This is a genomic window from Pseudomonas parakoreensis (assembly GCF_021602155.1).
GTDB lineage: Bacteria > Pseudomonadota > Gammaproteobacteria > Pseudomonadales > Pseudomonadaceae > Aquipseudomonas > Aquipseudomonas parakoreensis.
Genome location: NZ_BQHY01000072.1, coordinates 1 through 494 on the forward strand (window position 1 = coordinate 1; position 494 = coordinate 494).

The following is a 494-nucleotide window of genomic DNA, read 5'->3' on the forward strand; positions in this document are numbered from 1 at the left end:
CCTCACCGGGATCATGAACACCAACGCCAGCGGTAATGCCCAAAACAATGTGTTGACCGGCAACAGCGGCAACAACATCTTGAACGGCGGTGGCGGTCTGGACACCCTGATCGGTGGAGCTGGCAACGATACCTATCTGGTCGATCAAGTTGGCGAACTGGCTCTGATCCAGGAGTTGGCCAGCGAAGGGCTGGACACCTTGTACATCGGCTACACGCCAACGCCGCAGACTAGCACCGTTGATCTGAACATCAGCAGTTTGCGCAATATCGAAAACGTCACCCTCGAGGCCGTCGGCGCGTTTTCGGTCTTGGGCAACGACCTGAACAACACCCTGCTCGGTAATGCTCAGGCCAACAACCTTCAAGGCGGTGCCGGCAACGACATCCTCAATGGCGGTGCCGGTGCCGATACCCTCAGCGGCGGAACCGGCGATGACACGTATGTCGTCGACAATGCCAACGACATCATCATCGAAGCAGCCAACGAAGGCG

At 57.9% G+C, this 494-nt stretch carries 1 protein-coding gene; it reads left to right on the forward strand.

Translation table 11 applies throughout. The features are described 5' to 3' along the window. Positions 1–494: calcium-binding protein (locus L6D63_RS28445; protein ID WP_373873766.1), on the forward strand; the 494-nt coding region annotated here is incomplete at both ends.